A 25,539-nucleotide genomic window follows, 5' to 3' on the forward strand; every position below is an offset into this window, starting at 1 on the left:
ATCGGTAAGCCGTGTGCGGGAAAACCGCACGCACGGATTGAAAGGGGACGGAGGAACCGGGCTCGCAAGAGCACCGCGCCTCCAACTACCAATGGGAAACCGCGAAGACCTGATGGCCGGCGCCAAGCGCTGCCTGTACGAGAAGGGCTACGGGCGCACCACGGCGCGCGACATCGCGACCGCCTCGGGCGTCAGCCTGGCCGCGATCGGATACCACTTCGGCTCGAAGGACGCGCTGCTCAACGCCGCGATGATCGAGGCGATCGGTGAGATGGGCGAGGCCCTGGCGGTGGTGGTGTACGGCGCCAACCAGGTGTCGGACGATCCGGAGATGCGCTTCGCGGCCGTCTGGAACGGCCTCCGGGACGTCTTCGTCGAGCACCGCGGGCTCTGGGCGGCCCAGTTCGAGGCCCTCGCCCAGGCCGGGCACAACCCCGAGCTGGCGCAGGCCTTCGAGGAGGCGCAGAAGGAGGGCCGGCTCGGCCTCGCCGCGGTGTTCCAGGGGGTGACCGAGGTGCCGGACACGGAGGAGGAGCTCGCCCGCGGCACCTTCTACCAGATCCTCCTGGCCGGCTACGTCGCCCAGTGGCTGGCCGCGCCCGATCTGGCCCCGAACGGGTACGAGTTCCTGCGCGGGCTCCGGCTGGTCAGCGACAGCGTGCTGGGGGCCGGCACTACGCGGTGACCGCCGTGAGCAGCACCACCGAGTCGACGTGGGCCAGCAGCCCGTGCCGCTCCTGCGGGACGGGCTCCAGCTCACCGACGGACAGCTCCAGCCGGCGCCCGGCGATGGTCAACGAGACCCGGCCGCGCAGCACCTGGACGCTCCCGGCGGTGGGCGGGTTGTGCTCGTCCAGCACGGTGCCCGCGGTCAGCGCGATCACGGTCTGCCGCAGCATCCCGTCGTGCAGCACCAGGTGGGCGCTGCGCCCGTGCGGACTCTCCGCCGCTCGGGCGGCGTGCTCCACGGCGAGCCGTTCGAGATCGGGCATCGCGCCGCCTCCTCCTCAAACCGTGCGCCCAGGCCGTGTGCCCAGGCTGGCGGACGGGAGGGCGTCCCGCACCCGGAGCGGCCCACCCGAGGTGCGGCCCCCGTGGACTGCCCGCATCGTGGAGATATGGCTTCCAAGGACAGACTCTCCAGCGGGTTCCAGGTCAACCGCCCGCTACTGACCGGCGGGGTGGTGCTCACCGGCATCGGCTCGCTGCTCGGCGCGGCCGGGGCGGCGATGGTGTGCGCGGCGCTGGTCACCGCGGGCCGCAGCTGGATGCGCAACCTGGACATCCCGCCGACCGCGCTCGCCCAGCGGGCCCTGCACGAGGCGAAGGTGGCCTCGACGGCCGGCTGGGAGGCCTGGCGCACCGAGCACAGCTCGCCCAACTGACAGCGCACCGGCCGCCCGCCGCCCGCCGTCGCGGTGGCGTCCGTGCGAGCGGCCGCGGCGGGCCGCCGTGGGGGTGCGGCCCGCCGCGGCTCGACGACGCGGGCGTGACGTGCTCACAACCCCAGCGACTTGGCGATGATGCTGCGCATGACCTCGCTGGTGCCGCCGTAGATCCGGAACACCCGGTTGTCGGTGTAGAGCCGGGCGATCGGGTACTCCAGGATGTAGCCGTAACCGCCGTGCAGCTGCAGGCACTTGTCGATGACGGTCGACGCCGACTCGGTGCAGAACAGCTTCGCGGCGGCCGCGTCCGCGACGGTCAGCTCGCCGTCCTGGTAGAGCTCCAGCGCGCGGTCCACCATCGACTGCTGCGCCAGCACCTGGGCCTGGCAGTCGGCCAGGGTGAACTTGGTGTTCTGGAACTCGGCCACCGCCTTGCCGAACACCTTGCGTTCCTTGACGTACTGCACCGCGAACCGCACCGCGGCCGCGGCCGCCGCGTACGCGCCGACGGCGATCGCCAGCCGCTCCTGCACCAGGTTGTGGGTCAGGTAGGAGAAGGCCCGGCCCTCCTCGCCGAGCAGGTTCTCCACCGGCACCTCGACGTCGCTGAACGCCAACTCCGCGGTGTCCGAGGTGCGCAGGCCGATCTTCTGCAGCTTGCGGCCGACCGAGTACCCCGGCGAGGTGGTGTCCACGCACAGGATGGACAGCCCGGCCCGGCGGTTCTCCGGGTCGTACGGCGCGGTGCGGCAGACCACCAGGACCAGGTCGGCCAGCACGCCGCCGGTGATGAAGGTCTTGGCGCCGTTCAGGACGTAGTGGGTGCCGTCCTCGGAGAGCCGGGCGGTGGTGGAGATGCCCGCGAGGTCGGAGCCGGCGCCCGGCTCGGTCATCGCGATCGCGGTCATGATGTCGCCGGAGACGAAGCCCGGCAGCCAGCGCCGCTTCTGCTCCTCGTTGGCGTACTCCAGCAGGTACGGCAGCACCAGCCCGGTGTGCACCCCGGAGGAGCCGAAGCTCACGCCAGCCCGGGCGGTCTCCTCGGCGATCACCGCCTGGTACTTGAAGCCGCTCTCACCCGCGCCGCCGTACTCCTCCGGCACCTCGATGCCGTAGACGCCGAGTTCGCCGAGCTGGCGGTAGAAGTCGCGGGGCGGGTGGCCGTCGGCCTCCCAGCTCTCGTAGACCGGGACGACCTCGTTGGCGATGAAGTCCCGGATGGTCTCCCGGAAGGCCTCGTGGTCCTCGTTGAACACGGTGCGGCGCACGGCGGCGCTCCCTTCGACGGTGCCGGCCGACGGGCCGACGGAGGCGGAACGTGCCAGGTGGTGGCCCGACAAGTTAATCGCCGGTAGCCTCGACTGTCCAGCGTTCCGACCCCTGGGAACCGGCATGGAGAAACGGCTCCGCGCGGGGGCGAAGTGAATCCTTGCTAGCCTTCGCTCGGGACCGGGGACGAACACGAGGAGGCCCGTCATGGTGGTCCGACGGCCGCCCGGCCGACGCGCCCAGATCCTCGCCGTGGCCGCCGACCGCTTCCACCGCAGCGGCTACCACCAGGTCTCGATGACCGAGGTCGCCGCCGGGGTGGGCATCACCGCGCCCGCCCTCTACCGGCACTTCCGCGGCAAGCCCGAACTGCTCGACCGCGCCGTCCGCCTGGGACTGGACGCGCTCGCCGACGGCCTGCGCACCGCCGGCACCACCGCCGAACTCGGTGCCGCGCTGGCCGCGGTGGCGGTCGGCCACCGCCCGCTCGGTACCCTGGTGCAGCGCGACGCCCGGCTGCTGCCGCCCGCCCGCCGGGCCGAGTTGCGCCGCGAACTCCGTGCGGACGTCGCCCTGATGACCGCGGTGCTGGGTGCCGAGCGGCCCGGACTCACCGCCGCCGACGCTGAGTTGCTCTGCTGGTCGGCGCTCTCCGGCTGTGCCGGACTGTCCTACCAGTCGGCAGCGCCGCAGCCCCGCCGGGCCGAGGCGCTGCTGCGCGAACTGGTCGCGGCCGTCCTCTCGGTGTCCCTGGACGGCACGGCCGCCGGGCCGGGCGCCGTACCGGTGCCGCAGCCGAGGCCGCAGGCGCGTCGGGAGGAACTGCTCGCGGCGGCCGTCCGGCTGTTCCACCAGCGGGGCTTCGACAACGTCAGCACCGACCAACTCGGCGCCGCCGTCGGCATCTCCGGCCCCAGCGTGTACCGGCACTTCGACAGCAAGGCCCACCTGCTCGCCGCCTCCCTGGTGCGCGGCCGGGAGCGGCTCTGGCACCAGGTGGACGGCGCGATCGCGACCGCCGCCGGGCCTCGGGCGGCGCTGGCGGCCGGGCTCGGTGCCTACGTCGACTTCGCGCTGCGCAACGGCGACTACCTGGGCGTGATGCTCAGCGAGACCGAGCGGCTGGCCCCGCCGGACCGCCGGGTCGCGGTGGAGTTCCGGCGCGACTTCCTGCGCACCTGGGTCGACCTGCTGCGGCAGGTGCGCCCGGAGGAGGACGCGGTGGCCGCCCGGATCCGGGTGCACGCGCTGTTCTCGCTGGTCAACGACGGGGTGCGGAACCGTCCGCACAGTGCCAGGCCGGACCTCGGCGACTGCCTGCGGCGGTTGGGCCGGGCGGTGCTGGGGGTGCCGGACCAGGACTAGGGTGCGGCCCGTGTCCGCCCCCGTCGACGCGGGACGGACACCGGCCCGGAGCGGGAGGGCGGCCTAGTAGAGGACGTGCCGGTAGTAGACCCGGGCGTCGAAGTTCCCGTTGCCCTGCACGGCGCCGATGTTGCCGCGGTTGCCGGTCACGGCGAGGCCGTTGTTCTGGTTGCTCGCCCCCGAGCCGGTGGCGGTCTGCTGGGTGTTGACCACGTTTCCGGCGACCGAGCCGATGACGTTGCCGGAACCGACGTTGCTCACGACACTGCCGTTGGAGTGGTCGTTCGCGGCGGCGCCGTTGTCGGCGTGCGCGGTGGCGGCGCCGACGCCGACGAGGAGGAAGGCCCCGAGGGCGGTGACGGCGGCGGCTGCGCGAATACGGGACACTGGTCTCCCTGGACTGGAAGTGCGAATGCGGCGCGGCCGGAGTGGCCGCTCCGGAGCGCCGTTGCCTGACGTCGCGTGATCAGCATTCACCAGAGCCGTGGACGAACTCCACCAAACGGGTGGCATTTCCCTCGATGGTGGGGGATCGGTCAATTCGGAGTTGACCAGAATCCGTCATTCGCGCAGGGCGGGCTGATGCACAGAAAGAAATGGTCGGCAGATTGTCGCACTGGCACACTGAGGACCCATGTCTGAAGGTGCCACGACCGAGCCCACCCCCGCCGAGGACCTGCGCACCACCGAGGTCGACCTCGGCGGCCTGGTGAACGTCCTCGCCACCCATCTGTACTCCACCCCGCTGGTCGCCCTGCGCGAACTCGTCCAGAACGCCCACGACTCGCACACCCGTCGGCTCCTGGAGGACCCGGACGGCGAGCACCGGCCGCTGATCCGCGTGCGTGCCGACACCGCGCGGCGGACCGTCGCCATCGAGGACACCGGGGCCGGTCTCACCGAACCGGAGATCCACGCCCACCTCGCCACGGTCGGCACCGGCTACACCCGGATGCTGCGCGAACTCACCGGGAACCAGGAGCTGATCGGCGCCTTCGGCCTGGGCTTCCTCTCCGCCTTCTCGGTCGCCGAAGAGGTGACCGTCACCACCACCTCGCACCGCGAGCCGCGGCTCGGCCACCGCTACCGCAGCCGCGGCGGCGAGCACTACCAGGTCGAGCCGGTGCCCGCCCGCCCGCAGCCCGGCACCGTGGTCGAGCTGGCGCTCAAGGCCGAGCACGCCCACCTCGCCGACGAGCACGCGCTGCGCGAAGTCCTCGGCCGCTACTGCGTGCTGCTGCCGATCCCGGTCTTCGTCGGCGAGGACGAGCAGCCGGTCAACGCCGTCCAGGTGCCCTGGCGCCGGCAGGCCCACCCGTCGCCCGCCACCGCCCTCGCCGGAGACGCCTCGCGCCACCCCTCCGACGGGGACGAGTACGCCGCCCGGATGCGCTTCGCGACCGCCTTCGGCCGCCGCTTCGAACCGCTCACCGCCTTCCCCGTGAACCCGGTCGAGGGCGCCACCGACGCCGTCGGCCTGCTCTGGGTCCAGGACGGCGGCACCTACGGCAGCAGCGACAACCGCGACCTCTCCGTCTACCTGCGCGGCATGCTGCTCGCCGAGGACGCCCGCGACCTGCTGCCCAGCTGGGCCGGCTTCATCGGTGGGGTGATCGAGTCCAGCCGGCTCACCCCCACCGCCAGCCGCGAGGACCTCCAGCGCGACGAGCACTACCACGCGCTGCAGCGGGCCCTGACCGACGCCGTCGTGGACGGCCTCTACGAGACGGCCCGGCTGCGACCCGCCGCCTGGCGCCGGATCCTCACCCGGCACGGCCAGGACCTGCTCGGCGCCGCGCTCTGCGACGAGCGGTTGTTCACCCTGCTCGCCGACGACGTCCCGGTGCCCACCTCGCAGGGCGATCTCACCGCGGGCGGGCTGCGGGCGGCCGGCGGGGGAGCCGTGCACGTCGCGCTGGGCAGCGGCGGCGGCTTCGAGGAGATGCTGTACCGGGCGATGCGGGTGCCGATCGCCCGCGGCGACCGCTACGCCGTCCTGCCGTTCCTGCGCCGCTACGCCCAGCTGCGCGGCTGCCGGCTGGTCGAGCTGGGCAGCGAGCAGGGCAACCGCGAACTGTTCCGCGACCCGGAGCGCCCGCTGCCTTCCGAGGAGTCGGCCTGGCTGTCCGGCGCCCTCGCCGACCCGGGCGAGCAGCTCGTCCCGGCCCGCTTCGACCCGCCCGGCCTTCCGCTGGTCCTGGTACCGGACCGCGAGGCCGAACTGAAGGCCCGGATCGAGGACGACCAGGCCGACACCCGGATCCCGTCCGCTGCCCTGCGGCTGGCCCGGGCGTTCACCGCCCGCACCGACGGCGAGGTCAGGGCCCGGCTCTACCTCAACCTGGCCTGCCCGGCCGTCCAGGACCTGCTCGCCGCCTACCGCGCCGGGCACACCGGCAGCGCCACCGCGGCCGGGCTGCTCCGCTCGCTCAAGGTGATCATGGCGGCGGCCTCGACCGGCCCCGCCGAGGGCGACCTCGGCGCCGCACTGGCCGGCGTCGGCACCGCCGTCTCCGCCCTGACCGCCGCCGTCCCGGCCGGTCTGCCGGACGTCCCGGACAGCCCCGGCGACCTCCGGGAGCAGGCGTGACGGACCGCCCGGCGGGCGGATTGTCAGTGGCTCGCGGTAGACAACTCATCAGCACCACGCAGGCGGGACCGACATGACCACCGACATCTGGGCCTGGGTGCGCGACACCCACCAGCAGCTGTACGCGGCCGGCCACCGCAGGCTGGCCGACGCCATCTACGAGCTGCCCGAGCACGCCACGGAGGGGCGCAACGAGCAGCTCGACGCGGTCTACCCGGAGGCCGTCGCCTCCGCCCGGGCCCTCGGCCTGCCCTGGGTCGAGGTCTACCTGCGGCACTGGCGGATGCAGAACCTGCTGAACAAGCGCCGGCAGGGCGAGTCCGTCATGGCCGAGGTGGTCGACCTGCTGGACTTCGCCCACCGGGAGGAGACGGCCGGCTGCCCGCAGTCCGTCTGCGTGGTGCAGGACTTCGCGATCTGCCACGCCCGGGTCGACGGCCCGGGGTACGTGCGGGAGCGCCTCGACGTGGTGGGCGAGACGCTGGACCGGATCGAGCCCGGCCGCGCCTGCTTCGACTGCCTCTCCCGCGAGTACTCCGACGCCCTGGAGGACGACGGCCGGCCCGCCGACGCCCTCGCCCACCTGGACACCGCTGCCGCCCGGATGCGGACCGCGGGCCAGCAGGTCTCGCTCCGCTTCCTCCGGGCCCGGGCCGGCGCCCTGCACCTGCTGGGCCGGCACGAGGAGGTGCTCACCCTGCTGGACACCGCCGACCAGGCGGCCAGGGCCCGGGGCGAGGAGCTCGACGAGAGCGACCGGCGCTCGGGCGCCCTGCAGCGGGCCCGCGCGCTCGCCTCGCTCGGGCGCACCGAGGAGGCACTCGCCCTGCTGCCCGAGCGGGCCGAGGCCGAGCGGCACGCCGACCTGCGCCACAGCTGGACGGAGACGGTCGAGCTGCTGATCGCGGCCGGCGCCTGGGAGAACGACGCCGAGCTGGGCGCCGTGCTGGCCCGCTGGGTCGGCTACCTGGACGGCACCGGCTCGCACCGCCCTTGCGTGGACCTGCTGCTGGCGGCCGGTCGGCTTGCGCTCGCGCGCGGCGCCCGTACGGTGGCGCTCACGCTCGCGGCCACCGGGGAGCGTAAGCTCGCCCAGTTGCGTCGCACCGCCGGCGTGGCCGAGCAGGTCGCGGCCCTGCGCGCGGCCGCCGAGGCGCTGCCGGTGCCCGAGCTGCCCGTCCCGCCGGGCGAACTGACGGCACACCTGGCCGAGGCCGGGGTGCCCTTCGAGACCGGCGCCGACCTGCTCTCCGTCGCCCTGGACCGGTACCGGGGTGAGCAGGCCGGCGCCACCGACCTGGCCGTGCTGCTGGCCAGCGTGCTCGGCGGCCTCGGCCACGCCCGGGCCGCCGCCGACCTGCTCTGGCAGCGGCTGGACGCCGACCCGGGCAGCAAGAAGCTGGCCGGCACGCTCGGCCAGGCCCTGATCGAGGCCCGGGACGCCGAGGGCGTGCGCCGCCTCGCCGACCGGCTGGCCGCGACCAGCCCGGCCGACGGGCACTGGATACGCGCCCGCTGGGCCGCCGCCGAGGAGCGCTGGGCCGAGGTGCTGGAGCACTGCGAGGCGATCCTGGCGCTGGAGGCGAGCCGGATCAACACCCGACGGCTGGCCGCGGTCGCCGCCACCGAACTGGGCGACCACGCCACCGCGCAGCGCCTCTACCAGGAGCTGCTGGAGCACGCCCTGCCCGCCGAGGAGGCGGGGGAGGACGAGCTCCACCGGACGGTCCAGGAGCCCGACCTCTGGCACCTGATCACCGCGGCCAGCGCCAACCGGGACTGGGCCGTGGTCCGCTCCACCGGCGCGCGGATCGGCATCGAGTTCGACGAGCCCGAGGGCCCGGTGGACGAGGAGTGGCAGCTGATCAACGTCCGCGCCACCCGCGCCAACGGAACCAGGACCGACCTGCCCGCCGTCCGGACGGGCCCGGCCACCGCCCGGATCCTGCCGGTGCTGGGCGCGGACGTGGCGCTCAACCACGGCGACGTGGTGGTCTTCGCCCCGGCCCTGCTGGAGCGGCCGCCGGCCGAGGGTGCCGCCGAGGAGGAGCGGGAGAACTGGCGCCCCACCTTCGCGTTGCTGACCCTGCTCGACCCGGCCGGCTACACCACCTACTGGATCGACGGTGTCCGGCCCGGGGACGAGGCCTGGGCCGGGTTCCGGGACGAGCTGCGGGCGGCCGGCTACGCGGTCTGGGTGTACAGCGGGGATCAGTACCGGCTCCCCGACCCGGAGCGGGAGGACGGCGACCTGCCCGGTGTCTTCGCCGCCCTCGGCCTCCCGCCGACCGCCTCGGCCGAGCACGCCGACGCGCTGCTGCACGAGCTCACGGCCGGCTGGGAGCACCCGGTGACCTGGCTCGACCTGGCCGACGCGGCGGGGGCGGACCTGCGGCGGCACACGGAGATCATCGAGCGCTACGACATCTGAGCCGAATGGTTCCCCGGCCGCGTGCGGCGGGGCCGGGGAACCATTCGGCACCCGGGCGAGTCTTTGTCAACGCTTTACTTTTGCATTGCCGAGACCGGACCTCCAGGAGCGCCCGCACCGTGACCAGCCTCGCCCTCGGCCCGTCCTGGCTCGAACCGACCACCCTGATCTCCACCTTCGGCCTGATCGGCATCCTGGCCGTGGTCTTCGCCGAGTCCGGCCTGCTGATCGGCTTCTTCCTCCCGGGCGACTCCCTGCTGTTCACCACCGGCCTGCTGGTGGCCGGCGGCACCTACCTGCACCAGCCGCTCTGGCTGGTCTGCGGGCTGATCGTGTCGGCCGCCGTCGCCGGGGACCAGGTCGGCTACCTGTTCGGCCGGAAGGTCGGGCCACGCCTGTTCCGCCGCCCCGACTCCAGGCTCTTCAAGCAGGAGAACGTCGAGAAGGCCGCCGCCTTCTTCGACCGGCACGGCCCCAAGGCGATCGTGCTGGCCCGGTTCGTGCCGATCGTGCGCACCTTCACCCCGGTCGTCGCCGGGGTGAGCAGGATGAACTACCGCGGCTTCGTGCTGTTCAACGTGGTCGGCGGGGTGCTGTGGGGCGCCGGGGTCACCGTGCTCGGCTACTTCCTCGGGCAGATCCCCTTCGTCCGGGACAACGTCGAGGCCATCCTGGTCGGCATCGTGCTGGTCTCGGTGATCCCGGTGGCGGTCGAACTGCTCCGGGCCCGCCGCTCCGGAGCGGAGCCGACCGCCCGCCACCGCGCCGGGTAGGCGCCCGGGCCCGCCGTCGCGGGACGTCGCGTACATGTGCGTCCAGCTGTTCGATCAGGCAAGGTGTAACCCGAGATCGAACGGTGGCCGGCGGCCACCAGGGGCGGCAAGGAGCGGAAGTGCCTAAGCGGGGCCGACCGGGAGCGGGCAAGCGGGCGAGGGGAGGCCGGACGGTCCGCCAGGTGGGGCAGACCCCGCCCCGGCCGGTGCACCCCACCGAGGCGCCGCCCACCGAGGGCCTGCTCGGCCACCCCGCTCCGCCCGTCGAGCCCACCGTCGAGGTGCCGCTGGCCCCGCCCGTTCCGGAGACCAGGGGCCTGCTGGCCCCCGAGCCCGAGCCGCGGGCCGAGCCCCGGGCCGAACCGGAGCCCGGGCCGATGCCGGAGCCTCCCCTGGAGCCGCACCCCGAGCTGACCGTCGACCTGCGGCCCCGGGACGCGGCCCCCGGTGATGCGGCCTCCGAGCGCCCGGCCGGTCGTCGTTCGGTCGCCGAGGACACCCTCACCCCCGAGGAGTGGCGCGCGGCCGGCTACACCCCGCCCACCGGCATCCCGATCCCCGAGCTGACCGCCGGTGCCCCCGGCGAGGTGCCCTGGCCGGACCGGATGCGCACCCTGCTGCGCACCCCGATGTCCGAGCGTCCCGCCTTCGAGCGCACCGCCCGCGAGATGCACCCGTCCGCGGGCACCGCCCGCAACGTCCCGCGCATCCTCGACCTGACGCTGCGCATCGGCGAACTGCTGCTGGCCAGCGGCGAGGCCGCCGAGGACGTCGAGGCGGCGATGCTGGGCATCGCGCACGCCTACCGGCTGGACCGCTGCGAGCCGCAGGTGACCTTCACCCTGATCGGCATCTCGCACCAGCCCTCGCTGGTCGAGCCGCCGGTCACCGCCGACCGCGTGGTGCGCCGCCGCACCTCCGACTACACCCGGCTGAACGCGGTCTACGGACTGGTGGCCGACATCACCGCGGAGAAGGTGACGGTCAACGACGCCTACCGCCGGCTGGCCCTGATCCGCCGCAACCGTCACCCGTACCCGGCCTGGCTGCTGGCCCTGACCACCGGCCTGCTGGCCGGCGCGGCGACCTTCCTGGTCGGCGGGCGGCTCGACGACAAGGCCTGGCTGGTCTTCGGCAGCGCCTTCGTCGCGGCCGTCCTCGGCGACCGGCTGGCCTCCGCGCTGGCCCGGCGCCGGCTGCCGGAGTTCTACCAGTTCGTGGCCGCCGCGATGCCGGCCGCCGCCTCGGGCATCATCCTGTCCTTCAACGACTGGGGCCTGCGCGGCTCGGTGGTGATCACCGGTGGCCTGTTCGCCCTGCTGCCCGGACGCGCCCTGGTCGCCGCCGTCCAGGACGGCCTGACCGGCTTCTACATCACCGCCGCGGCCCGGCTGCTGGAAGTGGTCTACCTGGTCGCGGGCATCGTGATCGGCGTGATCATGATCCTCTACCTGGGCGTCGGCTTCGAGGCGAAGCTGAAGCCGGACGAGAGCCTGGTGGGCATCAGCTACCCGCCGGTCCAGATGATCGCCGCGATGGTGCTGACCCTGGCCTTCGCGATGCTGCTGCAGACCGACCGCCGCACCCTCGCGCTGGTCACCCTCAACAGCGGCATCGGCTGGGCCAGCTACGGCGCGCTGGTGTACAACGCGCACGTCAACCCGATCGCCGCGACGGGGGTGGCGGCCGGACTGGTCGGTCTGTTCGGCCAACTGATGGCGCGCTACCGCAACGGCTCGGCGCTGCCGTACGTGACCGCCGCGATCGGTCCGCTGATGCCGGGTTCGGCGCTCTACCTCGGGATGCTCGCCTTCGCCCAGGGGCACTCCAGCACCGGTCTGGTGTCGGTCTTCCGGGCGGCGGCGATCGCGATGGCGCTGGCGATCGGGGTGAACCTCGGTGGCGAGATCGCCCGGCTGTTCCTGAAACTGCCGGTGGGCGCCGAGCTGCCCTCGCTCTACCCGGCGGTGCCGCGCCGGGCGGCCAAGCGCACCCGGGGATTCTGACCGGGAGCCCGGCCCTGGCTCCGGTGACGGGACGCCGGAAGCCGGGTTGGACCGGTATTGGGCCGGCATTGGCTTCCGGGCCATGTCGCGGCAGGCAGGACGCAGCACCAGGAACGAAGGTAAGACCCATGTCGACACTGCTGGACAGCTACCGCGAGCACATCGTCAACGCGCAAAAGCAACCGCTGTTCCTGCTGCTGATCGGCTTCATCACCTCCTTCGTCTTCATCCGGTTCAGCGTGCGGATGATCCGCGCCCAGGTGCGCTGGTGGCCCGGCAACGTCACCCCCGGCGGCCTGCACATCCACCACATGGTGTTCGGCCTGGGCTTCCTGCTGGTCGGCGGCATGGGGGTGTTCGCCGCCTACGGCACGCCGCCGTGGATCGACTGGTTCGGGCTGCTCTTCGGCATCGGCTGCGGCCTGGTGCTGGACGAGTTCGCGCTGATCCTGCACCTGGACGACGTGTACTGGAGCGAACAGGGCCGCAAGTCGGTGGACGCGGTGATCTTCGGCATCCTGTTCACCGGCCTGCTGCTGATCGGGTACGTGCCGTTCGGCGCGCTGCCCGGTGAGGACACCCGCTGGGGCCTGATCACCGTGATCTCGGTGAACGCGCTGGCCTCGGTGATCACCCTGCTCAAGGGCAAGGTGTGGACCGGCCTGCTCGGGATCATGATCCCCGGCCTGTCCTGGATCGGCGCGGTCCGGCTGGCCCGCCCGAGCAGCCCGTGGGCCCGCTGGCGGTACACCACGCGCTCCCGGCGCCGGGCACGTGCGCTACGGCGCGAACGCCTGCTGCACCGGCGTGCGGACCGTGCCCGCACCTGGCTCTTCGACCTCATCGCCGGCGCGCCCGACAAGGTGCCCGCCAACCACCCGGCCGCCCACCGGGTCGCGGAGCGGATGGCCGCCCGGGCCTCCGCCCATCTCGACGCGCACGCCGCCCGGGCGCTGGCCCGTCGCCAGGCGCGACTGGCCGACCGCCGCTTCGCGGCCGTGACCGGGGCGGTGGTGCACCAGCCCGCGGCGCGTCCGCAGCCGGTGGAGGGGGCCGCCGGCAGCGTGCCGGGCCGCTCGGCCGGAGCGCAGCAGCGCCGCCGCACCATCCGTGCCGGGCGCAACCGGACGTACGGGATCGGCCGGACGGGGGCGGAGCGCCGACCCGAGCGGCACCCCCACCTGCGGACGAGGACCCGCCGGATCCACCGGTAGTTCGTGCACCCATGCGCCCGGCCGGAGTTGATGCCCGGTCGGATCTTCCGATGGTCACCCGGCCGGAGGAGCACGTTCGGGGCGTGAACGGCGCCGGAGTTGAGAACATGGGCGGCTAGTGACCGTTCTGTCACGTAATGGGATGATTCGTCGGACCCTCGCCGCCCGGCCGCCGCCCCGCCCGCGCGCCGCGACGGGAGCCGCCGCCGTCCCCTCCGGACCCGTCAGAAGGGATGTCTCGTGGCGCGCAGGATCCTGCCCACCCTCCTGTTGTCCCTCACCGCCCTGCTCGGGATGCTTCCCGCCGCCCCGGTCGCCCCTGCCGCCCCGGCGGCTCCGGCGGACCCCGACCCGGCGGCCGGTCAGCCGCCGGGCGTTCAGCCCCCGGCCGGGCCTCCCCCGGCTGAGCCTCTCCCGGCCGGGCCTCCCCCGGCTGAGCCTCTCCCGGCCGGGCCTCCCCCGGCCGGGACTTCCGCGGTGAGCCGGGGGCCGGCGGGCCAGGACCCGTACCCGTCCGCCGAGGAGATCGACCGCTCCCGCGCCGAGGCCGACGGCAAGGCCGCCTCCGCGGCCGTGCTGGAGGCCGCGTTCACCGCCGCCCGGGCCGAACTCGACCGGGTCGGCCGCAGCGCCGAACAGGCCGTCGAGGCCTACAACGGCGCCCAGCTCGCCCTCACCCGGGCCCGCGCGGAGGAGGCCGCCGCCAACCGGCGCGCGGCCGCCGCCGAGGCCGAACGATCCGAGGCCGCCGAGGACGCGGCCCGGCTCGCCGCCGAAACGTACCGCCAGGGCGCGGGCGCCGAACTGTCCGCGCTCAACGCCCTGCTCGGCGCCCACGGCCCGCGCGAGGCGGGCGACCGCGCCGCCGCGGTCGGCGTGGTCAGCGAGCGCACCCGGCAGATCCTGGACGCCGCCACCTCCACGGCCGCCGCCGCCCGCAGTGCCTCCACCACCGCCCGCACCGCCACCGAGGCCGCCGAGAGGGCCGCCGCCGAGGTCGGCGCGGCCAGGGCCAGGGCACAACAGCGGCTCGCCGCCCAGCAGAGCGAGGTCGCGGCCGCCGAGCGGCGCCGGGAGCAGTTGCTCACCGAGCTGGCCGCCGCCCGGAACACCACCGTCGAGCTGGAGCGCGAGCGCCGCGAGGCGCTGGAGTCGACCGCCGCCCGGGAGGCGGAGGCTGCCGCCCGCGCCGCAGCCGAGCAGGCCGCCCGGGAGGCCGAAGCGGCAGCGGCCGCGGCAGCCGCCACCAGCGCGCAGGCGGTGCCGCCCGCCACCGGCTCCTGGTCGGCCGAGGGCGCGTCCGCCGCCGTGGCCTTCGCCAAGTCCAAGATCGGCCTGCCCTACATCTGGGGCGGTGAGGGGCCGGAGGGCTACGACTGCTCCGGGCTGACCATGATGGCCTGGCGCGAGGGCGGCAAGCAGCTCAACCACTTCGCGGCCGACCAGTACGCCCAGTCCACTCCGATCGACTACCGCCAACTGCGCCCGGGTGACCTGGTCTTCTGGACCGACACCGGCCGCCCCGCCGACATCCACCACGTCGGCCTCTACATCGGCGACGACCAGATGATCGAGGCTCCGCGGGTCGGCATGCCGGTCAAGCAGGCCAGCCTCTGGATCATGGGCACCCCGGACTACTACGCCCGGCCGTAGGGACCGCTCGCGGCCGCCCGGTCGTTCGCGGAACTCCCGCCGGGTCCCCTCCGGAGAACGGTCGGTCGTGTCCGAACCGGCACGGGGATGCCAGGCCGGTACCCGGGGGCCGATGTCGGTGGCCCGCGCTAGCGTGGGCGCTCCTGAGCGATTCTGAGGAGGCGTCGTGCACCTGCGGAACGTCGAACCGGGCGACGCCGAGGCGTACGTCCGGATGCGCTGCGACGAGGGGATGATGGCCGAGCTGGGCGGGCCGCTGCCCCGGGAGAAGGTGGAGGCGCGGCTGCGCAAGGACCTCGCCCTGGTGGCGGCGGACAGTGCCTGGATCAAGGTGATCGTGCCGGACGGCGCGGCCGGGCCCGGCAGGGCGGCCGGTCTGGTCACGCTCTGGCAGGACGAGGAGGACGGCGCCCCGGTCTCCGAGATCGGCTGGATGGTGCTGCCCGAGTTCCAGGGCCGGGGCCTCGCCAAGGCGGCGGTGCGGCAGGTGCTGGACGCCGCGGCGGCGGACGGCAGGTGGGGCGAGGTGCACGCCAATCCGGGGGTGACCAACGGCCCGTCCAACGGGATCTGCCGCGCGCTCGGCTTCCGGCTGCTCGGCGAGCGGGACCTCGACTTCGCGGACCGGATCCTGCGCACCAACCACTGGGTCGTGACGCCCGGGCGGCAGGACGGATCGCGGGCCGCGTCGGGCACCGGATAATTCGGGTGCCGCCCCAGGTGGACCGCCGTACGGTGGCGCGATGGGCAAGAACATCGATGACACGGCCGTCGACACCGTGAACGGGGTCCGGGTCCGGGCCGTCTCCGTGGACGAAGTGGAGGAGTGGAACCGGGCGCTCAACTTCGGCTTCCTGCGCCCGCACGCGGGCGTCGCGCCGGACCTGCGCCGTCGGCAGTGGCGGCCGGGCCGGATGGTGGCCGGCTTCGACGGCGACCGCCCGATCGCCACCTTCCGCAGCTTCGACGTCGAACTGACCGTCCCCGGCGGGGCCGTGGTCCAGGCCGACGCGATCACCAACGTCACGGTCAGCTCCACCCACCGCCGCCGGGGCGTGCTCAGCACGATGATGCGACGGGACCTCGCCTCCGCCGCCGAGCGCGGCTGCGCGGTCGCCATCCTGGCCGCCGCCGAGTACAACATCTACGGCCGTTTCGGTTTCGGTCCCGCCACCCAGGGCTGCGGCTGGCGCATCGACCTGGGGCGCACCCGCGGTCTGCGCGAGGGCCTGCCCAGCGTGCCCGGCGGCCGGACCGACTTCGTGACCCTGGCGGAACAGCGCGAGCTGGGTGCCGGGTTGTACGACCGCTGGCGGCTCACCCAGCCGGGCGCGATCGCCCGTGACGCGATCTGGTGGGAGCGCAACACCAATGTGATCCAGGTGCCGGGCGACAGCTTCAAGGAGCCGTTCACCGCCGTCCACCGGAACGCCGGCGGCGAGGTCACCGGTCTGGCGGTCTACCGGATCGACAACAAGTGGGACGGCGCGCTCCCCGACAGCACGCTCACCGTGGAGGACTTCATCGCCCTCGACCTGCCGACCGCCGTCGAGCTGTGGCGCCTGGTGCTGTCCGTCGACTGGGTGCGCAAGGTCGTGGTCAAGGGCGTCTCGCCGGACGACCCGCTGCCGCTGCTGCTCCAGGACCCGCGCGCGGCCGTCCCGGACGAGAGCAACGCCGACCTCATGTGGCTGCGGCTGCTGGACGTCGAGGCCGCCTTCGGTGCCCGGACGTACGGCGCCGCGGGCCGGGTGGTGCTGGAGGTCGAGGACCGGCTCGGCTACGCCTCCGGCCGCTTCGCGATCGAGGTCGCCGATGACGGCACCGGGCGCTGCACCCGCACCATCGACGACGCCGACCTCGCCCTGGGGGCATCCGAGTTGGGCTCGCTCTACCTGGGTTCCGAGACGGCCCCGAGGCTGGCAGCGGCCGGACTGCTCACCGAACTGCGCCCGGGTGCGGCGGCCGCCGCCGACCTGTTGCTGCGTACACCGCTGCGGGCCTGGACGCCGACCGAGTTCTGAGCGGCCGGGAACGACGCCGGAGGCCGGCCCATGGATCGCGGGCCGGCCTCCGCCGTTTCACGGCTTGCCTTTCGATGTCGCAACTGCCGGGATTGGAAGCCTACTTGACCGCCGTCTTGCCGATCGTGGGGAGGATGAAGTCCTGGATCAGCCCCTTGGCGTCCCGCACGATGGGCCGGAACACCCGGTAGCGCGACAGGTTGATCAACCGGGCGGCCATCGGCGTCGAGCGCCGGACGAACTCCCTGGTCCGCTCGGTGTCCTCGGTCCGGTCGAAGACCCAGTAGAGCACCACGACCATCAGGTTCAGCCAGAGCACGTCGGGCAGCAGCTCGACCAGTTCGGCGTCCAGCTTCGGCGCCAGGTCGGAGCCCTGGAGGACGTCGCGGAACAGCTCGACGGCCGTCGCCCGGGCGGGGTGGGACTCGTTGGAGAACGGGCTCAGCGAGCTGGTCGGGTCGGCCGCCGTGCGGAAGAACTGGGCGGCGAACTCGTGGTACGGCGCGGCCGTGTCGAGCCAGGAGGTGAGCGCGATCTGCAGACGCTCGGAGAAGTCCCTGGTGTGGGCCATGCTGCGCCTGGCGTCGGCCGCGTGGTCATGGGTCATCCGGTCGTAGAACCCCTGGATCAGGAATTCCTTCGCGGAGAAGTAGTAGTAGGCGTTGCCGACCGACACGCCCGCCTCGGTGGCGATGGCGCGCATCGTGGTCTTCTCGTAGCCCCGTTCCTGGAACAGCCGCATGGCCGTCTCCAGGATCAGCGCCCGGGTCGCCTCGCTCTTGTCGGTCTTGGGCTGGGCCCGGCCGCCGGGCAAGGGCCCGCCGTCCGTGCCGGGTGCGGCCGAGGCGTCGGCCGCACCCTTCTCGCCGTCCGTTCGGTTCGTCGCTGCCAGCTCGTCCACGAGCACGAGCCTAGCCGGAGACGACGTTCCACCCGGTGTCGGTGCTGTCGGTGCTCGCGGCACCGGATGCCCCCTCCGCATCCGGTGCCACGCCCACCGCCCCCATGATTTCGAACGCGTTCAAAAGCTTGGCAAGACTGTAGACGTTGCGGTTGAACATGTTCAACTCCATCTCTGTGGGAGGCTCGTCACATGACCGGACCAGGACGGATCACCATTCGGCACGGCGAAGAGCGGGACGCCGCGCGCATCGCGGACCTGCACACCGAGAGCTGGTGCAGCAGCTACCGCGGGATCGTCCCCGACGAAGCGCTCGGGGACGGGCTGGCCGCCCAACGGCGCGAGCTGTGGGAGCTGCGCCTGACGGTGGACTACGGGACGCCGGAGAACACGCCCGTGTTGCTGATCGCCGAACGGGCCGGAGAGCCGGCCGGGTTCGTCTACCTGGTGCCGCAGCCCGACGGCGGGGTGCTGGTGGACAACCTGCACGTCCGCCCGGGCCTCACCGGCGGCGGTATCGGCCGCGCACTGCTGGCGGCAGCCCGCGCCGAGGTCGCAGCGCGGCACCCCGGTGCCGAGCTGTACCTGGAGGTGCTGAGCGCCAACACCCGCGCGATCGCCTTCTACGAGCGCGAGGGCGGGGTGCGGATCAGGGCGCAGGAAGGCGTGTTCCCGGGCGGGCACCTGCTGCCCGAGTACGTGTACGCCTGGCCGGCCGGGCCCGGGTCAGCGCCCGGCGCGACCGGCTCGACTCGACCGGACCGACCGGACCGACCGGTTCGGCCGAGTCAGTCGATGTCGTAGACCGTCACCGGCACGCCGCGTGCCGTCAGCCGCTCCGCTATCAGCGGCTCGACCTTCGACCAGCGCCCGCCCGCCAGCCCGCAGCCGATGCGCGGCATGTGGACGGAGGCGCCGAGTTCGAGCGCGTGCCCGGCGAGGGCGGCCAGCCCGGTGTCGATGGCCTCGTACCGCACCGGCACTCCGGTGGAGCGGCCGGTCCGGATGCCGCGCTGGCCGACCAGGTTGGCCACCCAGACGTACGGCTCGACCTGCACCATTTGCAGGGCGCCGAGACCGAAGTCGTTCTTCGCCCGCTCCCGGTGCCAGCGCCGGAACGCGGCCTCGGGCTCGGGCCAGCGTCTGGAGAGCGCGAGCACGAAGCCCTTTCCCCAGCCGCCCAGATCGTTGCAGACGTGCGCGATCACCTTCACGCCCTTGCCGCGGGGCGTGGTGGCATCGCCTCGGACGTAGGTGATTTCCGCCATGCCTAGAAGTTAGACGGAGGCACTGACAACCCGCTCGGCATTTTCCCGAGCCCCGGCCGCCCCGGCCGCCCCGGCCGCATCCCCCGCCGGGCGCAGGTGGCGCCGCCCGACCAGGGCGATCAGCAGGGCGAGCGCGGCGGCCCCGGCGGGCAGGGCGTAGCCGGTGCCGGGCGCGGCGCGCTCGGCGACCGTTCCGGCGATCGCAGCCCCGGCCGAGATGCCGATCACGATGCCGGACACCGCCACCGCCATCCCCTCGTTGAACTGCCGCTGCGGCAGGAGTTCCTGGACCAGCGTCATGCCGGTCACCATGGTCGGCGCGGTGGCCGTGCCGGCCGCGAACAGCGCCACGCCGAGCACCGCGAGCCCGGCTCCGCCGAGTCCGGCGGCGAGCGGCAGCAGCAGGACCCCGGCCATCGCGGCGGCCCCGACGAGGAAGCGCACCCCGGGCGCCCGACGCGGCGTCAGCAGCCCGAACAGCAGCCCCGCCACGCAGGATCCGGCCGCGACCAGGGCCAGCAGCGCACCGGCCGCGGCCTTGCGGCCGAGCGAGTCGGTGTAGGCGACGGTGGTGATCTCGGTCGCGCCGAAGACCATGCCCGTGGCGAGGAAGGTCAGCACCAGCACCCGCAGCCCGGGCGCCCGCAGCGGGGAGCCGTGCGGTTGGCCGGCCGGGACCCGGCCCTCCGCCGGAAGGGGAGGCAGTGGCGGTTCGGTGCGCCGCTGGGCGGCGAAGAGCAGGGCGCCGGTGGTGCCGAGAACGCCGGAGGCGAGCAGTCCGGCCTCCGGCGCGAGGGTGGTGCAGAGCAGCATCGCGAGCACCGGCCCGGCCATGAAGCAGAGTTCGTCCAGCGCCTGCTCGAAGGAGTTGGCCAGGTGCCGGGCGGCCTGGTCGTCCCGGTGGAGGTGCGCCCAGCGGGCCCTGGCCATGCCACCGAGGTTCGGCGCGGCCGCGCAGGCGGCCCAGCAGGCGTACAGCGTCCAGTCCGGCGCGCCGAGCCGGACGCAGAGCAGCAGGGCGAGGAGCGGTACGGCGTTGTACAGCGCGGCCGGCACCGCGACCCGCGACTGCCCGTGCCGGTCCACCAGGCGCCCGAGCAGCGGCATCCCGATCGCGCCGGTGACCAGCCCGGCCGCCGAGACCGTCCCGGCCAGCGCGTAGGAGCCTCGGCGCTCCGCGAGCAGCACCACCAGCGAGACGCCGTTCATCGACAGCGCGATCCGGCCGAGCAGTCCGGCCAGGGTGAAGGCGGTGGCGCCGGGGGCCGCGAACAGCCGGCGGTAGGAGGCGAGGAGGGCGCGCGAGGGCAATCGGGCTCCTGGGACGCAGGACGGAAGGGGGATGTGCCAAGCCTCCCCGCGCCGACGGGTGGGCGTCCAACACCTGTTTCGCCATACTCACAACAACTTGTTGTTAATCTCTCGCCATGCCCCGTGACCTGCATCCCCGTCTGCTCCGCGGCTTCGTCGCGACCGCCGAGACCCTGCACTTCGGCCGGGCCGCCGAGCGGCTGTACGTCGCCCAGCAGGCGCTCAGCCGCGACGTCCGCAGCCTGGAGGGACTGCTCGGCGACACGCTGTTCACCCGCACCACCCGCAGCGTGGAACTCACCCCGGCCGGGCGGCGGCTGCTGCCCAAGGCGCGCCGGCTGCTCGCGTTGCACGACGAGATCCTCGCCGAGGCCGGCTCCGGCGCGGGGGCCGCCCGACCGCTGCTGCTCGATCTCAACAGCGACGTCACCGGCCCGGACCTCACCGCCGACCGGGTGCTCCGACGGGCCCGCGCCGCCTGGCCGGAGGGCGAACTGCTGGCCCGCTTCCACGGCGGCCTGGCCGCGGCCGCCGCCGAGCTGCTGGCGCACCGGCTGGACGCCTCGTTCGGCCGCTTCGCAGGGCTGTCCGCCCCGGTGCGCGGTCAGCTCGCCCAGTCGCCGGTGCGGCTGGAACGGGTCTCGGTGATGATGGCGGACACCCACCCGCTGGCCGGCCGCCCGGTGCTGCGGCTGGCCGAACTGGCCGGGCACCCGGTCGACATCTGCGCGGGCAATCCGGCGACCACCGAGTGGGCCGACCTCGGCGCCCGGCTGCTGCGCGAGCACGGGCTGGCCGCGGCCGAGCCGTACGTCCCGCCGGTGGGTCTGGACGAGACCGCCCGCTACCTGGCCCGGCACGGCGACCCGATGCTGACCACGGTCGGCGGGCCGAAGATCCCGGGGGCGGTGAACGTGCCACTGGTGGAGCCGGTGCCGCTGTGTCTGGTCAGCCTGGTGCACCGGCCCGGCGAGCGCCACCCGGGGCTGCGGGCGCTGGCCACCGCCGCGGGTGAACTCGGCACGGCCGAGGGGTGGTTGAGCCGGCCGACGGGCAGCTGGCTGCCCGCGGCGGACGCGGAGCTGGTCGCCGTCGCGCAGAGCACCGCCCCTGCCTCGGGGGGATAGGCAGGGGCGGTGGGTCCGGTCGGCGCGACCGGCGGACGGCCGGGTCAGGCCGCCTTGACGGCGGAGATGTCGAAGCTGAGCTTGACCTTCTCGCCGATCAGCACGCCGCCGGTCTCCAGGGCCGCGTTGTAGGTCAGGCCGAAGTCGGTGCGGTCCACGACCGCCTTGCCCTCGAAGCCGACCCGCTCGGCGCCGTAGGCGTCGGTGGCGCTGCCGGTGTACTCCAGGTCCAGGACGACCGGGCGGGTGGTGCCCTTGATGGTGAGCTCACCGTTCATCCGGTAGGAGTCCTCGCCGACCGCCTCGGTGGAGGTGCTGCGGAAACGGATCTCCGGGTAGGTCTCGGCGGCGAAGAAGTCGCCGGTGCGCAGGTGCTCGTCGCGCTGGGCCTGGTTGGTGTCGATGCTGGCGACCTTGATCACCAGATCGGCCGAGGAGTTGCCCGGCGTGGCGCCGTCCAGGTGCAGCTTGCCGTCGTACTCGGTGAAGCGGCCCTTGACGTTGGTGACCATCGCGTGGCGGACCGAGAAGCCGATCTCGCTGTGCGCGGCGTCCACGGTCCAGTCGCCGGTCAGGTGCGACAGGTCCCGGCCGGCCGGGGTCTGGACGGCGGCGGTGGTCTTGGTGCGGTTGAACAGGCCCATGGCTCCTCCTCGGGTTCGAAGCCATTTGTTTAGGCTTCAACTTCTTGGCTCCAGCATACGACGCTTTCGTTCAAGTTTCAACCACATTTCCCGAAACTTCCTCCGGACCACCCGAATGCCGCGGGGTCCGGCCCCGGCGGGCACTGTCGGACCACCCGGTTAGGCTTCGAAGAACAGTCCGACCAGCCCCGGAAGGTCCCCATGTTCGTCCTGCACGCGCTCTGGCGGGCGGACGGACGGCTGGCCCTCTGGGCCGAGGACGCCCGCGCCCACGGCGCCGCCGAACCCCACCCGGACCGGCCCGCCCCGCGCGCCCACCCCTTCGCGTGCCCGGCCGGGAGCCTGGCCGCCGTCCTCGGCGGCATCGGGCCCGGTCTCGGCTGGCTTGCCGGACAGGCCCCCGAGCGCTGGGCCACCCTGCTGCTGCCCACCGTCGGCGCCCTTCCCGCGCCCTCGCCCGACCTGCCGGTCACCCCGCCGCGCGGCGGCGCCGTCCTCACCCCCTGGCGGGTGCCCGCACTCCTCTTCGACGCCGGGGCCGCCGCCCAGCTGCTCGGCGAGGTCCACGACCCGCACTGGGCCGTCGCCGACACCGACCTGCCCGGCACCGGCCGGGTCGAGGTGGTCTACGGCCCCTCGCTGCGCTGGCTCACCGGGGTGCACGACCTCGCCTGGCGCACGGTCGGCCGGGGCCGGGTGCTGCCGCTGCCCGTCCTGGCCGACGGCCGCCCCCAGGCCCGCTGGCGCCCCGACCTCACCCCGGCCGGGCGCCGGGAGGCCGCCGGGCTCGCCGCGGGCTGCCCGCCCGTCCTGCTCGGCGAGCGGCCCGCCGGTGCGACGACCGGCGAGGCGCTGCTCGACGCCGCCCTGGGCGCCCTGGTGGACGCCGAGGCCCGCGCCGCCCTGGCCGACACTCCCTTTCCCGAGGCCGACGGCACGGCCGCCGACCGCTGGCTGCACGCTCTCACCACCCCCTCCGGTGAGGTCGACGCCCCGCCCGGCGACATCGTCGAGCTGCGCCGCCGGATCACCGACTGGTACGCCACCGCCGCGCCCGCCGACCCCGCGCTGCGGCTCTGCTTCCGCTTGGTCGAACCGCTCGGTCCCGCCGACGACGACCCCGACGGCCGCCCCTCCGACGATGCCTGGCAGCTGGAGTTCCTGCTACAGGCCGTCGACGAGCCCTCCCTGCTGGTCCGCGCCGCCGACCTCCACGAGGGCGGCGCGGCGTACGCCGCCCTCGCCCGCAGAGCCACCCGGAGCCCGCGGCGGCCCACGGCCCCGACGGGCGAGCCCGCCGACCCGGCCGAGGTCCTGGCCGCCGAACTCGCCCGTGCCGCCCACCGCTGGCCCGCCCTGGACGGGCTGCGCCACCGCTCCCGCCCGTCCGCCCTGCCACTCGACCGGACCGGCGCCCTCGACTTCCTGCGCACCGCCGCGCCCGCCCTCGCCGAGGCCGGCTTCGGCGTGCTGCTGCCCGCGTGGTGGCGCCGCCGCCCCCGGCTCGGGCTCGCCCTGCGCGCCACCACCCCGCCCGCACCCGGCACCCTCGCCGTCACCAGCCAGGTGGACCGGGACGCCGTGGTCGCCTTCCGCTGGCAGGCCGCGCTCGGCCCGGACGGCACCTTGCTCACCGAACAGGAACTCGCCGAACTGGCCGCCGCCAAGCAGGGGCTGGTGCGGGTCCGCGGCACCTGGCTGGAGGCCGACCCGGTCCAGATCGCCGCCGCGCTCGCCTTCCTCACCGAGCAGCGCGACGGCCTGCTGGCCGCCGCCGACCTGCTGCGGCTCGCCCTCGACCCCGAGGCGACGGTCGCCGGGCTGCCGGTCACCGGCGTCCGGGTGGACGGCCCGCTCGGCGAGCTGCTGGCCGGCGGGGCCGGTGCCGCACCCGAGAGCCCGGCTCTCCCACCGGACTTCCGGGCCGAACTGCGCCCCTACCAGCATCGCGGACTCGCCTGGCTCAGGACCATGTCCGGACTCGGCCTCGGCGCCGTCCTGGCCGACGACATGGGCCTCGGCAAGACCGTCCAGACCCTCGCCCTGCTCGCCGCCGAGAAGCACGACGGCGAGCCCGGCCCCACCCTCCTGGTCTGCCCGATGTCCCTGGTCGGCAACTGGCAGCGCGAGGCCGAACGCTTCGCCCCCGGCCTGCGCCGCCACGTCCACCACGGCACCGGACGCCTCGGCGCCGGGCAGCTCGCCGACGCCGTCGGGGGAGTGGACCTGGTCATCACCACCTACGGACTGGTCCAGCGCGACCTCACCGCCCTGCGCGCGATCCGCTGGCGCCGGGTCGTCGCCGACGAGGCGCAGCACATCAAGAACAGCGGCACGGCGCAGGCCCGGGCGATCCGCGCGCTGCCCGTCACCCGGCACCGGATCGCCCTCACCGGCACCCCGGTGGAGAACCGGCTCGCCGAACTGCACGCCGTGCTGGACTTCGCAAACCCCGGACTGCTCGGCCCGGCCGAGCGCTTCAAGGAGCGCTACGCGATCCCGGTCGAGGTGCACCGCAATCCCGAGCGCACCGCGGAACTCCGGCGCCGCACCGCCCCGTTCGTGCTGCGCCGGCTCAAATCGGACCCGGCGGTGGCGGCCGAGCTGCCCGCCAAGCAGGAGATGACCGTCTGGTGCAACCTCACCGCCGAACAGGCCGGCCTCTACCAGGCGGTGGTCGCCGACCTGCTGCAGCGGGTCGAGGGCATCCGGGGCGTGGAGCGGCGCGGCACGGTGCTCGCGGCGATCGGCAAGCTCAAGCAGGTGTGCAACCACCCGGCCCAACTGCTGCACGACGGTTCACCGTTGGGTGAGCGCTCGGGCAAGGTCGCCCGGCTCGCCGAACTCCTGGAGGAGGCGCTGGCCGAGGGCGACCGCACCCTGGTCTTCACCCAGTACGCCGAGTTCGGCACGATGCTCCGCCCGTACCTGGAGCGCCGACTCGGCGAGGAGGTGCTGTACCTGCACGGCGGCGTCCCGCGCGCCCGCCGCGAGGAGCTCGTCCAGCGCTTCCAGGCCCCGGACGGGCCGCGGGTGTTCCTGCTCTCGCTGCGGGCCGGTGGCACCGGCCTCAACCTGACTGCCGCCAACCAGGTGATCCACCTGGACCGTTGGTGGAACCCGGCGGTCGAGGAGCAGGCCACCGACCGCGCCTTCCGGATCGGCCAGCGCCGCGACGTCCAGGTCCGCCGCCTGGTCTGCGTCGGCACCGTCGAGGAGCGGATCGACGAACTCCTCGCCGCAAAGCGCTCGTTGGCCGAGACCGTGGTGGGGGAGGGGGAGCGCTGGCTCACCGACCTGCCGGTCGAGGCGCTGCGCGAACTGGTCGCCCTCACCCGCGAGGACGCCGTGGCCGAGGAGGACGCGTGACCGGACGACCGAGGCCCGAGACGGTCAACGTCGCCGCCTACTGGCGCGGCGACTTCACCCTGAAGACCCCCGACGAGGAACCGGCCGAGCCCTCGCTGGACCGCCTCGGCCGCTCCGGCATCACCGTCCGCGGCCGCGACCTCGCCGTCCTCCTCGCACCCGCCTACGACACCTTCGCCCTGGAACAGCCCCCTACCCTGCGGTAG

23 protein-coding genes are annotated in these 25,539 nt (G+C 74.1%); 15 read left to right on the forward strand and 8 right to left on the reverse strand.

From position 1 onward, the window contains the following. The first annotated feature begins 91 nt into the window (after nt 1-91). Nucleotides 92-685 (forward strand): TetR/AcrR family transcriptional regulator, encoded by a 594-nt coding sequence (locus tag ACFV1W_RS02780; protein WP_380412458.1) that lies wholly within the window; start codon nt 92-94, stop codon nt 683-685. Here the strand turns inward: ACFV1W_RS02780 and ACFV1W_RS02785 are convergent. Continuing rightward, nucleotides 675-992: a cupin gene (locus ACFV1W_RS02785; protein WP_380412460.1), complete on the reverse strand. Its 318-nt coding sequence runs from the start codon at nt 990-992 to the stop codon at nt 675-677. The two genes, ACFV1W_RS02780 and ACFV1W_RS02785, sit on opposite strands and share 11 nt — an antisense overlap. A 126-nt stretch (nt 993-1,118) precedes the next feature. On the opposite strand from ACFV1W_RS02785, the gene ACFV1W_RS02790 reads away from it, so the two are divergent. After that, nucleotides 1,119-1,385, forward strand: a complete 267-nt coding sequence (locus ACFV1W_RS02790) for a hypothetical protein (RefSeq protein ID WP_380412461.1) — start codon at nt 1,119-1,121, stop codon at nt 1,383-1,385. Between the two features lie 113 nt (nt 1,386-1,498). Here the strand turns inward: ACFV1W_RS02790 and ACFV1W_RS02795 are convergent, their stop codons facing one another. Then, nucleotides 1,499-2,656, reverse strand: coding sequence for an acyl-CoA dehydrogenase family protein (locus tag ACFV1W_RS02795; RefSeq protein ID WP_380412463.1), 1,158 nt, complete (start codon nt 2,654-2,656; stop codon nt 1,499-1,501). Nucleotides 2,657-2,864: 208 nt separating this feature from the next. Here ACFV1W_RS02795 and ACFV1W_RS02800 point away from each other — a divergent pair, with 208 nt between their 5' ends. Then, nucleotides 2,865-4,022 carry a TetR/AcrR family transcriptional regulator gene (locus ACFV1W_RS02800; protein ID WP_380412465.1) on the forward strand — a complete coding sequence of 386 codons (1,158 nt, stop codon included), beginning with the start codon at nt 2,865-2,867 and terminating at the stop codon, nt 4,020-4,022. Nucleotides 4,023-4,085: 63 nt separating this feature from the next. Here the strand turns inward: ACFV1W_RS02800 and ACFV1W_RS02805 are convergent, their stop codons facing one another. Continuing rightward, nucleotides 4,086-4,409 (reverse strand): hypothetical protein, encoded by a 324-nt coding sequence (locus ACFV1W_RS02805; RefSeq protein WP_380412467.1) that lies wholly within the window; start codon nt 4,407-4,409, stop codon nt 4,086-4,088. A gap of 247 nt (nt 4,410-4,656) precedes the next feature. Between ACFV1W_RS02805 and ACFV1W_RS02810 the strand changes: the two genes are divergently transcribed. From ACFV1W_RS02810 to ACFV1W_RS02845, 8 genes are all read left to right on the forward strand, one after another. Then, complete coding sequence (locus ACFV1W_RS02810) at nt 4,657-6,612, forward strand: ATP-binding protein (protein ID WP_380412469.1); 1,956 nt, start codon at nt 4,657-4,659, stop codon at nt 6,610-6,612. A 73-nt stretch (nt 6,613-6,685) separates the two neighbouring features. Then, the gene (locus ACFV1W_RS02815; protein WP_380412471.1) at nt 6,686-9,043 is read left to right on the forward strand and encodes a hypothetical protein; all 2,358 of its coding nucleotides are present in this window, start codon (nt 6,686-6,688) and stop codon (nt 9,041-9,043) included. A 119-nt stretch (nt 9,044-9,162) separates the two neighbouring features. Beyond that, entirely contained in the window at nt 9,163-9,816 is a 654-nt protein-coding gene (locus ACFV1W_RS02820; protein ID WP_380412472.1) for a DedA family protein, read from the forward strand. 377 nt (nt 9,817-10,193) lie between these two features. Further along, nucleotides 10,194-11,822: a threonine/serine exporter ThrE family protein gene (locus ACFV1W_RS02825; protein ID WP_380412806.1), complete on the forward strand. Its 1,629-nt coding sequence runs from the start codon at nt 10,194-10,196 to the stop codon at nt 11,820-11,822. A gap of 128 nt (nt 11,823-11,950) precedes the next feature. Continuing rightward, a complete protein-coding gene (locus ACFV1W_RS02830; protein WP_380412474.1) occupies nt 11,951-13,036 on the forward strand; it encodes a hypothetical protein in 1,086 nt (361 codons plus the stop codon). A gap of 477 nt (nt 13,037-13,513) precedes the next feature. Continuing rightward, entirely contained in the window at nt 13,514-14,689 is a 1,176-nt protein-coding gene (locus ACFV1W_RS02835; protein WP_380412476.1) for a C40 family peptidase, read from the forward strand. Between the two features lie 166 nt (nt 14,690-14,855). Beyond that, nucleotides 14,856-15,392 (forward strand): GNAT family N-acetyltransferase, encoded by a 537-nt coding sequence (locus ACFV1W_RS02840; protein WP_380412478.1) that lies wholly within the window; start codon nt 14,856-14,858, stop codon nt 15,390-15,392. Nucleotides 15,393-15,432: 40 nt separating this feature from the next. Continuing rightward, the gene (locus tag ACFV1W_RS02845; RefSeq protein ID WP_380412480.1) at nt 15,433-16,713 is read left to right on the forward strand and encodes a GNAT family N-acetyltransferase; all 1,281 of its coding nucleotides are present in this window, start codon (nt 15,433-15,435) and stop codon (nt 16,711-16,713) included. A 100-nt stretch (nt 16,714-16,813) separates the two neighbouring features. Here the strand turns inward: ACFV1W_RS02845 and ACFV1W_RS02850 are convergent, their stop codons facing one another. Together ACFV1W_RS02850 and ACFV1W_RS02855 are read right to left on the reverse strand one after the other, a co-directional pair. Beyond that, complete coding sequence (locus ACFV1W_RS02850) at nt 16,814-17,614, reverse strand: TetR family transcriptional regulator (RefSeq protein ID WP_380412482.1); 801 nt, start codon at nt 17,612-17,614, stop codon at nt 16,814-16,816. Between the two features lie 10 nt (nt 17,615-17,624). Further along, entirely contained in the window at nt 17,625-17,774 is a 150-nt protein-coding gene (locus ACFV1W_RS02855; protein WP_380412484.1) for a hypothetical protein, read from the reverse strand. Between the two features lie 32 nt (nt 17,775-17,806). On the opposite strand from ACFV1W_RS02855, the gene ACFV1W_RS02860 reads away from it, so the two are divergent. Beyond that, complete coding sequence (locus tag ACFV1W_RS02860) at nt 17,807-18,418, forward strand: GNAT family N-acetyltransferase (protein ID WP_380412486.1); 612 nt, start codon at nt 17,807-17,809, stop codon at nt 18,416-18,418. On the opposite strand, the gene ACFV1W_RS02865 is transcribed toward ACFV1W_RS02860, so the two are convergent. After that, the gene (locus tag ACFV1W_RS02865; protein ID WP_380412488.1) at nt 18,403-18,882 is read right to left on the reverse strand and encodes a macro domain-containing protein; all 480 of its coding nucleotides are present in this window, start codon (nt 18,880-18,882) and stop codon (nt 18,403-18,405) included. The two genes, ACFV1W_RS02860 and ACFV1W_RS02865, sit on opposite strands and share 16 nt — an antisense overlap. A 9-nt stretch (nt 18,883-18,891) precedes the next feature. Next, a complete protein-coding gene (locus tag ACFV1W_RS02870; protein WP_380412490.1) occupies nt 18,892-20,193 on the reverse strand; it encodes an MFS transporter in 1,302 nt (433 codons plus the stop codon). A gap of 116 nt (nt 20,194-20,309) precedes the next feature. Between ACFV1W_RS02870 and ACFV1W_RS02875 the strand changes: the two genes are divergently transcribed. Then, nucleotides 20,310-21,320, forward strand: a complete 1,011-nt coding sequence (locus tag ACFV1W_RS02875) for a LysR family transcriptional regulator (RefSeq protein ID WP_380412492.1) — start codon at nt 20,310-20,312, stop codon at nt 21,318-21,320. A gap of 44 nt (nt 21,321-21,364) precedes the next feature. On the opposite strand, the gene ACFV1W_RS02880 is transcribed toward ACFV1W_RS02875, so the two are convergent. Next, nucleotides 21,365-21,964, reverse strand: coding sequence for a YceI family protein (locus ACFV1W_RS02880; protein WP_380412494.1), 600 nt, complete (start codon nt 21,962-21,964; stop codon nt 21,365-21,367). 201 nt (nt 21,965-22,165) lie between these two features. Here ACFV1W_RS02880 and ACFV1W_RS02885 point away from each other — a divergent pair, with 201 nt between their 5' ends. Both ACFV1W_RS02885 and ACFV1W_RS02890 read left to right on the forward strand, forming a co-directional pair. Then, nucleotides 22,166-25,333, forward strand: a complete 3,168-nt coding sequence (locus tag ACFV1W_RS02885; protein WP_380412496.1) for a DEAD/DEAH box helicase — start codon at nt 22,166-22,168, stop codon at nt 25,331-25,333. Further along, a complete protein-coding gene (locus tag ACFV1W_RS02890; RefSeq protein WP_380412498.1) occupies nt 25,330-25,539 on the forward strand; it encodes a hypothetical protein in 210 nt (69 codons plus the stop codon). The genes ACFV1W_RS02885 and ACFV1W_RS02890 overlap by 4 nt, the downstream gene beginning before the upstream one ends.

The organism is Kitasatospora sp. NPDC059648, assembly GCF_042734825.1.
Classification (GTDB): Bacteria; Actinomycetota; Actinomycetes; order Streptomycetales; family Streptomycetaceae; genus Kitasatospora.